Origin of the sequence: Mesorhizobium sp. B4-1-1, assembly GCF_006439375.1 — a bacterium.
In the GTDB taxonomy this organism is placed as follows: domain Bacteria; phylum Pseudomonadota; class Alphaproteobacteria; order Rhizobiales; family Rhizobiaceae; genus Mesorhizobium.
This window is the reverse complement of sequence record NZ_VFTH01000011.1, coordinates 147,501-157,500: the sequence shown is the minus strand read 5'-3', so window position 1 is coordinate 157,500 and position 10,000 is coordinate 147,501. Positions and strand designations below refer to the sequence as shown.

At 56.9% G+C, this 10,000-nt stretch carries 5 protein-coding genes, 1 tRNA gene and 2 rRNA genes (1 of these 8 running past the window's edge); all 8 read right to left on the bottom strand.

Going from position 1 to position 10,000, the window contains the following annotated elements; all coding sequences use genetic code 11:
* Positions 1 to 386 precede the first annotated feature (386 nt).
* The gene (locus tag FJW10_RS17345) at positions 387 to 1,166 is read right to left on the bottom strand and encodes a hypothetical protein (protein WP_140901010.1); all 780 of its coding nucleotides are present in this window, start codon (positions 1,164 to 1,166) and stop codon (positions 387 to 389) included.
* Between the two features lie 395 nt (positions 1,167 to 1,561).
* Positions 1,562 to 2,395, bottom strand: coding sequence for a thermonuclease family protein (locus FJW10_RS17340; protein WP_246674286.1), 834 nt, complete (start codon positions 2,393 to 2,395; stop codon positions 1,562 to 1,564).
* Between the two features lie 431 nt (positions 2,396 to 2,826).
* Positions 2,827 to 3,939: a hypothetical protein gene (locus FJW10_RS17335; protein WP_140901008.1), complete on the bottom strand. Its 1,113-nt coding sequence runs from the start codon at positions 3,937 to 3,939 to the stop codon at positions 2,827 to 2,829.
* Positions 3,940 to 4,607: 668 nt separating this feature from the next.
* Complete coding sequence (locus tag FJW10_RS17330; RefSeq protein ID WP_140901007.1) at positions 4,608 to 6,965, bottom strand: hypothetical protein; 2,358 nt, start codon at positions 6,963 to 6,965, stop codon at positions 4,608 to 4,610.
* A gap of 215 nt (positions 6,966 to 7,180) precedes the next feature.
* Positions 7,181 to 7,543 carry a hypothetical protein gene (locus FJW10_RS17325; protein ID WP_140901006.1) on the bottom strand — a complete coding sequence of 121 codons (363 nt, stop codon included), beginning with the start codon at positions 7,541 to 7,543 and terminating at the stop codon, positions 7,181 to 7,183.
* A gap of 234 nt (positions 7,544 to 7,777) precedes the next feature.
* Positions 7,778 to 7,854 (bottom strand) — tRNA-Met (locus FJW10_RS17320).
* Between the two features lie 192 nt (positions 7,855 to 8,046).
* Positions 8,047 to 8,161, bottom strand: a 5S ribosomal RNA gene (gene rrf / locus FJW10_RS17315).
* An 89-nt stretch (positions 8,162 to 8,250) separates the two neighbouring features.
* Positions 8,251 to 10,000: ribosomal RNA gene (locus tag FJW10_RS17310) — 23S ribosomal RNA — on the bottom strand (it continues 1,048 nt past the right edge of the window).

Sequence of the window (10,000 nt, the reverse complement as noted above, 5' to 3'; positions counted from 1 at the left end):
GAGCGGAGAGCACGGAGCAACAAAAAGCGCTTGCCGTGCATCAGCCCCGGGTTTCATTTCGGGACTCAATGCGAACGGCAGCGCTCTGCAGAACTTTTCAACATTGCGGAACGGCTACTAAACAGCTTGCGCTCGGCTGTTACGTCTGAAGCACCAGGTCAGCGTTAGCCGCGCGTCAGCACATTGCATCGGTACTGCTCGCGTTCCCATAAGTCGGCGTGAACCAGACGTCCAATTCTTTTCTGGGCCGGCTGCAGGATGTGACCAACCCCTGCCTCACCGTGAAGGTCGCGTGCCTGTGTACTGTGCCGCTGCTGCAGGGGCGAGATATACGCGTGCGGCAGTCCAAAGGGTGCCATGGCGTAAGGCGGCGCTGCCTTTTACATCTACTTCGAAATAACGAAGCCGACGCCGTCCTTCTGCAGGAGCGTGAGATAACGGAACGGGCTCTCTTTCTCGGTTTTCCTGGTCTGGAAGAACGACCTCGCAGTATGTATTGCTAACCCGACTGCAAATCCCGCAGACGCTCCGATCAGGCTGGATGTGGTCAATCCACCCACAATAGCGCCCTTTGCCGGGTCGCCAAGAGCTGTTTCGGCGATCTTTTCAATCAGTTTTTCCGGCTGCTCCAAGACACCCTCCCCGAATAATGCTCGCACATAATTTGAAAGATTCGCTCGGTCCTTTTCCCACTTTCGGAAGATGTCATTGATGGTGTCGTGGAGACGTTCATCTCTTCTATCGCGATCAACCATAACTCTGGGAAGAGACCGGGCCGCCTCTTCGAGCTCTTTTTTGAAGGATGCCCTCGCCTCCGACTCAAGGTTTAAAGCCTGAATGCGCTCCGGGGTTAGCTTAGTCGGATCACAGCGCTGGTAAACGAGCAACTCGAACATGCGGTCACCAGATTGCTCCTGCCAGCGAGAATCGGCTTTGAGGCAAACATCAAAAACAGATTCTTTCGTTTGATGGATCACCCGGCCGAAAGTATCGGGAAACTCCGTCACCAACGTCAACCCCTCATCCTCGGCGCAGGCGAATGCCAACGTGGCCATTACGGCTCTGCCCAGCTCAGGACTCATCTCGACGTATCCCGGTGAATGGGAATACCGCGGATCCCACCCAAGCTCATTTGCGCGCAAAAACCCGGCAAGCTCGCTAGTCATTTTGCTTTCGTGCAACTGGAAGGATCGATCCTTTGCGCGATCATCCCACAGAGAAGCTTCTCTAGAAGGGACTCGATAAATTGCTCTCCTTCCGAAGCGGCGTAGAAACCAGGGATCATCAACCAGACGCCGTTGAATTTTTTGGATTAAGTCGATTTGAGCGCGGTATACGTTATCGGAGTACAGGTGTGCCCGGCGCAACAACGGCCCTCTCCGTCCCTCAAGTTCGCAAAACGCTTGTATCTCAGGCCCGTCTGGAGGTGCGCCCCATTCCGGTGTCATTCGAACAACGTGTGGAAAGATGAGCAGGGTACGCTTAAGCCAGTCTACGTTTCGTATCCTAATGTAGGGGTAGTTCAGCGCGTCAACGTCGCGGGCCAGATCATCCCCACTAGCTAACAAAGTGTCTCGCATGCCACCCCATCTCCATCGCGATCAAGCTTCCTGCCCCAGGAGCAATTGTGCAGATACCATTGGGCGTCTTCGCACGAGCTGATTTGCGAGCAGTACCGCCGCGGCTCGCATGAAAGGCCGCCGCTCTGCGCAACCAGCTTGCGGCTCATAATGCTGAGCGGCTGGCTTGCCGGCGTCGCGCTGTCGCTGTGCGACGTGCGCCAGTCCCAGGGTTCTTGGAAGTTCCCGATCCATAGCCCGAGTTTCGCCGCCTTGGCCTTCGCCTGCTGAGCAGCGTAAGCGCCGTAACTATAGCGGGGCCAATCGAGCGCCTGACCATGCTCAACCATCCAGGCTGCCACGTTGACGCCATCGGCGCGCCGGCAGTCGCCGACGAAGCGGTGATAGCGGTCCCAGGTCACGAAGGTACACTGCACCGGCCGCGAACCCGCTAGCAGGCTGTCCAGCGCTTCGGCTGATCGCCGGCCGCAGGGGTATTCGAAGCCCTTGGCGTCGTCACAATATTGCTTGCTCTCCGGGGCATCGATGCCGTTGAAGCGGATCCGTTGCCCGTGGATCTCGATTGTGTCGCCGTCAATGATCGATGCGATGCCGGCGATCGGCTGAGGCTTGGGCGCGGACAAATACGGTGCAGTGATGTCCTGCATGCTTTCGCTGTGCTTCATCACCATTTCGGCGACGAAGGCGCTGGCAGCAGCGACGGTCATGAAGATGAGTCGTCGCGGCACACTCGCCCACCGCAGCGCGCGTGAGCGCTTCGTGCCGGTGCGCTTGCGCCACTGGTCAGATCGATTGTCGTAACGAGACTTGTCCAAGCCCCTCTCCCCAACAGGAGAATGCGCCCAAATGTAGCGGAGGTCTAGCCGATCAGCCGTAGGTTTTTCCGAGGTCATCTAGCTACGGGGCGAGAACCAGCATTATAGGCATCAAATCCGTGTCCAGTAGTCGATGAACTCGCCGAGCTTTTGCTTAATGGTTTTGGCTTGGTTTGTAGACACGAGGCTTCGTGCTTCTCGCATGACAATATCGCCTTGAGTCATGCCCGCCTGGCATGTCAAGACTAGCGCTTCATAGGTCGATGTCATTCTAGACCTGAACAATCTTACGGAGTCACCGATCGCCTTTCGCTGCAGCATGATCTCAACGCCCTTCGGGATGACGTCAACCTAAGTGACCGTCTCTGTTTTGATCGGCAATGTGTCGATGCCTCGCTTGTATTGTCTTTGTCGCATGGCCTCTGCCTCCGTCAGGCGTCCTGGCTAGGCGATCCGCGCTGGTCTTGCTCTTTATCCGGGTGGGCAGACACTTCTAGCGCTGCGGTCACGGGTTGCTGGTAGAAGAGCCAGAGCGGAAGCTGGCTGCGTTCGAAATCCCAGGCGGCAAGCGGTGCGAACCATTCGGGGACCGGAGCGCCATTGAGTTGGATAACCTGGTCGCCGTCCACCGTCCGGGTTGCAAAATGGCGCGTGAAAATCCGACTCGCTGAGCCAATCCGGTCAAAACCCTGATCGGAAGGCTCCTCGGGAGATACCACGAACTCGACCCCTGCAATGCCCTCATCCCCCATGATGGCGAACGGCTCCGCCGCCTGCCACTCGCCGTAGAGAAGAAGAATTTCGGCAAGACGACGATCCCGTGGGTCGGTCAACTCGACGTCGCCGCTATACACTCGCGCGGATCCAACGACGAATTCGGCCAGCCCTTCGGTGCTAAGCTTGCGAGGTTGGTCGGTGGCGGCATCAAGGACGAGCCGCAGGGGCGGCTTTGTCGCGATCGACACATCGCCCAGACGGGCAAACTCATTAGCCATGACAGCCTCGATCATCGTCACCCGAAGGCCGCCGGCGGGCCGACGAAAGCTATCTGGCGCAATGATCGTCCAGAGGTTCCAGCGAGACCAGTAGAGGGCGAGCCGCAATGGGGCGCCCACCGCGTCGGCGTAGGCTTGAAGCGAAGTGAGATAGGCGGCCGACATTGTCGTCCTTTGTTTCTGTGGATCTTCGCAATGTACGTTCTTCACCTCGACTAGCCACTGCCCGCCATCATCGAGCACGACGCGAAAATCCGGGGCGCGAAAGGTCGTCGCGGCGTGGACACGCCCAACATCCTCGGTCTTGAACAGTCGGAAGCGCCCAAGGCTGAGGACTGTTGCCTCGAACATCCGCTCAGTTCGAGTGCCGTAGAGAAGCGTTGGATCGGCCAGGGCGCCCTTCAGACGAGGAGCCGCGTCAGCGAGGAAGCGCTCGACCAAAGCCGGATCGTTGAGATCCAACCCGCACCGCTGAGCAAACGCCGCGGCCAAGGCCAGCAGGTCGGCGGCCTTTTCGGAGGGGGGCCTCTCATTTGACGGCTGCGTCACGCGAAATCTCCGTTCATCATTTGGCGCCGAGCTTCGCAAGTGCTCGGTGCGCGCCCGGGTTCAATCCTTTACGATTTTGTCATTGAGCCAACTCAGAACGGCCTTACGAATGCTTATGTGGCCAAGATCGTCGAGCAATGTGCAAGAGGGCTCGCTATCCCGTGACGCTGGCGCCTTACGCATCCGCTTTGACATGAGCCAAGCCTTCTCGTCATCGTCGTCTCCTCCCATGACTAGCGGGGGCGTCTCCCTACCGACGTGATCAACTCCACTCGCGGCATTGTCATAGGGCTACTGCTAGGATTGCCCCTAGGGCTTCCGACGTACGCCGTCAGCCGACAGGGCGGCTCTCACATGAGGGATACGGCGCGCTTGAGACACCTGGCCTTAGAACGCAAAAAACCGCCCCGGGTTAGACCGGGACGGTTATAGATTTATGATAAAATTGGTTGCGGGGACACCCAACTAATTCAAACTGCTATTCCGAGCAACGGAATAGCCTCGATCTAGCCAAGGTGGGGGTCTGGTCGACTGAGGCGTCGCTAGGCGCGAAGTCCGGAGCGCCTAGACCTGCGTTTGTTCTGGCTTCGCTCCAGCGCAGACGCCCGGGTTTCCTTCTAAGACTCCGACGACGTTTCGTTAAATTAGATCTGCGTCCGAACAATCGGCTACGCTGCCTGCCACACTTGGTTCAAAATGCGCGCTGCAAGTGCAGCTTTATCCTGCGGCAGGAAACGGCCGTAGTGATGAGCCACCATGTCGGGTGTGTCCTGGATGGCGTAGCTTGCCTGTTCATATGAGCCGGTCTGCTTCAGGATGTGTGTTGCAAGCACGTCACGAACATTGTGCGGACCGTGAGGAAGAAGGCCGGGAATAGCGCCGCGCTGGGTATAGGGATTGTAGATGCCATATCGTTGGATGGTCAGACGCCAAGCTTCGTAGAACGTGTTTTGATCGTACGCGGCGTCACGGCTCGTCGCCTTCACCGTTTTGATGAAAAAGGTGCCGGGATCTTCAGCCCCTCTGAGCAGCACCCCCCTATGGCGATCGATGTACGCTTCGATGTACTCATAAAGGCCGCCCAGATTGGGCAGGATCAGACGAAATGGCTTACTTCCGAAATAGGATGAGTTGGCATTCTTAAATGCGACTGATGGAATCAGCACCTCCCAGCCCTTTTCGCGTTCACTCCACCGCAGCTCACCGCGCTTCATGTCGGCGAGCTGACGCTCGGACCGCGGCAGCCTCCCGCGTTCACAGACCATCAGCTGACGCAAGTTCTTCTGCCGCAACCCAAGGTGCAATCCAAACCGCAGCATCAGGAACGAACGGACGGCTTCCGCGGCGGGACGCCGATAAACGCGTTCATCTGGCATGAGCCGAAGGACCTCTTCGGTGATTTTTCGGTACTCACCGACGGGGCTATCCGCCTCGAGCACCGGCATGATTGGTTCAAACGGATCACGATGCACGCGCGCAACACGCTGAATCTCCTTCACGCGAGATGACGCATGCTTGAAGTAGATATCGCAGGCGTCATCCCAATCAGCGCGAGCGCGATCAATGTCAGTCTGCGAAACCAGTCCAGTTATTGGCCGGACCCTCGATGCCAAGCCCGGATGCTGTCTCAGCCAACCCGTTTCGTTGCGGGTGAGTGCGAGCGAAATCCGCAGCATGTCCACTTCCCAAGCAGTGTAGAACCCCCGCCTTCTCTCGCGCCATTGCACGTACCAATCCCAGACCGAGGGGAAGACGAGCAGGCCGAAAGTTAGATTTTGCGGCGATACACCATAGCCGCGCACAGGTCCGCGCGGATGAGCAGCCAAGGCGCCGAACATCAAACCGAGATGTTCAACCTTCTGCGATGCCGTCTCCTCGCCCCAGACACCGTTGCGCTGCAGACCGAAAGCGGTCAGAGTCGCAGTCTTGAAGCGGATCAACTCGGCCATTTCCATGGCAAGCACAGGTGGAGCGTCTATGACGCCCGACATTAAGTCCGGATCGGTGAATGCAGCACCATCCTGGTGCTGTTCGCGCTGGTCTCGATAGCAATCGTTCGCGGCATCTGACCGGCCATATGCGATACCGGGGAAACGGATAGCATAGCGCTGTTTCATCGCGGCTGCCTGGAATCGCCGATAGTCAGTCGACCCGCTGATGATCACGCGCCGTACCCATTCCAAGATCTCTTCCTGTTCCTCACGTCGACGTGCGTTGAAATCATCGGGCAAATGCCATGCAAGTCGACGCCGCTCAGCCGACCCTACGTCTTCGAGAACGTGGCCACAGGCAGAACGCGTCGGATCTGGAAGCTTTGACTTCAGGTATCCCGTCGGCAGACGATATCGACGCTCGATACGATCGAGTACCTCCATGCTTGCCACGCTACGCGGCGATTTTGATCCCTGCAGCCAATGACGAATTGTGGAGCGGTCGAGGTTCTCGTCATCGCGAACAACCGCGCGATGAAGATGCCAGTAGCTGTCGCCATGGCGACGCATTTGGAATTCCAGAGCTTCCTGAAAGGTTGGTGGGTCAAGGAATTCGTCGAAAAGAGGTTTGGGGAACTTCTCGATCGCACGGGGTCTGACACCGGGTTGCTTTCGGTTTGGCGAACCTTCGCACTTCGCCGGCGCGAACTCTCTGTTCCTGCTTGCGGTCGATGCCTTTGCTGTCCTCTGCTGTTGATGGCAATGCTGAGGGCGTTCCGAGTTGGCGCCGCAGGACGCGCCAACGATCGCCGGGCTCGGCGTCTCTTTCGCATAGCGGACAATTGCGTCCAACGCGTGCTCAATCGCGTTTCTAGCAGTACGCATCGCGTTGTGGTCGAGGCCGCATTGGGTGCCGATTTCTCCCCAGTCATACCCGCGGGGTTTACGCGGAGGCATTCGGGAGCGGGCGATCAGCTTAAGTAGATACTCTTTTACCTGGGCGCTTTCCTGTGGAGGGAGCACCGGGTCGAGACGGAGGCGGCAGAAGTCAGAAATCTTACGGGCGAGCAGTGCGGTATGCAAAGTTCTAGGCATTTAGGTAAGGCTGATTGGAGGCGCGATGACATTGGAAAGGAACGCGGACATACCCGATTCTCGCCCCTTAGCGATGCCTATGTAGACAAGATTTGCCGAGAGCATTGGAGGCTCGGCAAGATTAGCTGGTCGACGAGGTTTAGGATGGGTCGTAAATTGCGCCCGGCCAGGTCGAAGATGTCAGGCGAGGACCGAGTAATTTTGAGAGGACACAGTTAGTCATTGCTACCTGTGGCTTCGCGGAGATCATCCCTGAGAGCGGACATGAACTCGTCTGCCTTCCGCACAGCAAGCCGCGCTGCCATTCGCTGCCCATCGGCCCAGACAGCTTGAAGCGCCGTGTCCTTAAAGACATCGGCAGTTTCCGCCTGCTTAAGCAACTGAGCGCTGCGGCTATGGACAATAGCGACCGCGCGTTCAGCGTCCATCATCCCAAAGTCATTGCCTCTTATCCGACCAAAGGGCTTCTGGTCCGCTTCCGGAAGCTCATGCCCGGTAACCAGGTTAAATGCCTCGTCGAGCCTGTCCGCTACGCACAGGTCGCCTCGTTCAATTCTAAGTTTCGTTTCGACTCTCATGAGCTCTCCCCGTTGTCTGGTCCCATTATACCCTTCGGCATCCACAATGTTGAACGACGCGTTGAGCATTTTTAGACGTGGGTGCGTTCCGGACGACCGTTACGCTCAATCAGGGCGTCGGTTTCACTGGTGCTATCTCTACTACGTTAGCGCGGCGGCTCTCTGCGCTGAATGCCCGGAACGCAAAAACCCGCCCCGGGTTAGACCGGGACGGTTATTGATTTATGATAAAATTGGTTGCGGGGACAGGATTTGAACCTGTGACCTTCAGGTTATGAGCCTGACGAGCTACCGGGCTGCTCCACCCCGCGTCAACTACGAGCAAGCGTTTGCTTGCGTCCTTTGAGGTAAGGTTTAACTTACCGGAGTCAAGAGACCACCAAATGAAAGGGCCGCTTGCGCGGCCCGTGATCCCGTTTGGCGGGCCTAAAAATCGTAAGGAGAAGATTGTCTTTCATCCGGATTTGTTTGATCCGGATGTGAGCTGAACGTGCGCTTGGCAGACCTGGCAGCGACCTACTCTCCCGCGTCTTGAGACGAAGTACCATCAGCGCTGGAGCGTTTCACGGCCGAGTTCGGAATGGGATCGGGTGCAGCCGCTCCGCCATAACCACCAGGTCGGCAAAACGCACGTTCAAATCGAGAAGCTGTTTTCTGTGCGGGCGACAATCCTTCGGATTGCGCCTTGATGGATATAAGTAATGAGAACGATCAAGCCTATCGAACTATTAGTACCGGTAAGCTTCAAGCGTTGCCGCTCTTCCACACCCGGCCTATCAACGTGGTCGTCTTCCACGGTTCTCAGGGAATACTCGTTTCAAGGTGGGTTTCCCGCTTAGATGCCTTCAGCGGTTATCCCGTCCGGATATAGCTACCCTGCAATGCGGCTGGCGCCACAACAGGTCCACCAGAGATCCGTCCATCCCGGTCCTCTCGTACTAGGGACAGATCCTTTCAATATTCCTACACCCACGGCAGATAGGGACCGAACTGTCTCACGACGTTCTGAACCCAACTCACGTACCGCTTTAAATGGCGAACAGCCATACCCTTGGGACCTGCTCCAGCCCCAGGATGCGATGAGTCGACATCGAGGTGCCAAACAACCCCGTCGATATGGACTCTTGGGGGTCATCAGCCTGTTATCCCCGGCGTACCTTTTATCCGTTGAGCGATGGCCCTTCCACGCGGGACCACCGGATCACTATGACCGACTTTCGTCTCTGCTCGACTTGTCAGTCTCGCAGTCAGGCAGGCTTATGCCATTGCACTCAGCGAACGATTTCCGACCGTTCTGAGCCCACCATCGCGCGCCTCCGTTACTCTTTAGGAGGCGACCGCCCCAGTCAAACTACCCACCATACATTGTCCCGGACCCGGATGACGGGCCGCGGTTAGACATCCATAGTAATAAGGGTGGTATTTCAAGGGTGGCTCCACCTGAGCTGGCGCCCAGGTTTCAAAGCCTACCACCTATCCTACACATGCCACTACGAATGCCAATGTAAAGCTATAGTAAAGGTGCACGGGGTCTTTCCGTCTAACCGCAGGAACCCCGCATCTTCACGGGGAATTCAATTTCACTGAGTCTATGCTGGAGACAGCGGGGAAGTCGTTACGCCATTCGTGCAGGTCGGAACTTACCCGACAAGGAATTTCGCTACCTTAGGACCGTTATAGTTACGGCCGCCGTTTACTGGGGCTTCGATTCAGAGCTTGCACCCCTCCTCTTAACCTTCCAGCACCGGGCAGGCGTCAGACCCTATACGTCGCCTTGCGGCTTCGCAGAGCCCTGTGTTTTTGATAAACAGTCGCTACCCCCTGGTCTGTGCCACCCTCCTCTGCTTGCGCAGAAAAGGGTCACGCTTCTTCCGAAGTTACGCGTGCAATTTGCCGAGTTCCTTCAGCATAGTTCTCTCAAGCGCCTTGGTATACTCTACCTGACCACCAGTGTCGGTTTCGGGTACGGTCTATAAGGAGGAGCTATTTCCTGGAACCGCTCCGCTGCCCGTTCAATCCGATAAGATTGGACAACTTGTGCGATCCGTCACTACCTCCAGGCCCACGAATATTAACGTGGTTCCCATCGACTACGCGTTTCCGCCTCGTCTTAGGGGCCGGCTAACCCTGCTCAGATTAACTTTAAGCAGGAACCCTTGGTCTTTCGGCGGGGGAGTCTCTCACTCCCCTTACGTTACTCATGTCAGCATTCGCACTTCTGATACCTCCACCGCCCCTCACGGGTACGGCTTCATCAGCTTACAGAACGCTCCGCTACCGCTCGCATTACTGCGAACCCTAAGCTTCGGTGTATGGCTTTAGCCCCGTTACATTTTCGGCGCAAAGACCCTTATTTAGACCAGTGAGCTGTTACGCTTTCTTTAAATGATGGCTGCTTCTAAGCCAACATCCTGGTTGTTTTGGGATCCTCACATCCTTTCCCACTTAGCCATAACT